Below are 237 nucleotides of genomic sequence, written 5' to 3' on the forward strand. Positions count from 1 at the left end.
GCATCAAGCCATAGCTTCGGTGGTGTGTTTAGCCCCGTTACATTTTCGGCGCAGAGTCACTCGACCAGTGAGCTATTACGCACTCTTTCAATGGTGGCTGCTTCTAAGCCAACATCCTGGTTGTCTGTGCAACTCCACATCCTTTCCCACTTAACACACACTTGGGGACCTTAGCTGATGGTCTGGGCTGTTTCCCTTTTGACAATGGATCTTAGCACTCACTGTCTGACTCCCGGT

At 50.6% G+C, this 237-nt stretch carries 1 rRNA gene; it reads right to left on the reverse strand.

Annotated elements, in window-relative coordinates:
* Positions 1-237, reverse strand: a 23S ribosomal RNA gene (locus tag KI379_RS33915); the annotation flags it as partial.

Source organism: Paenibacillus cineris, assembly GCF_018333335.1.
Lineage (GTDB): Bacteria > Bacillota > Bacilli > Paenibacillales > Paenibacillaceae > Paenibacillus_AQ > Paenibacillus_AQ favisporus.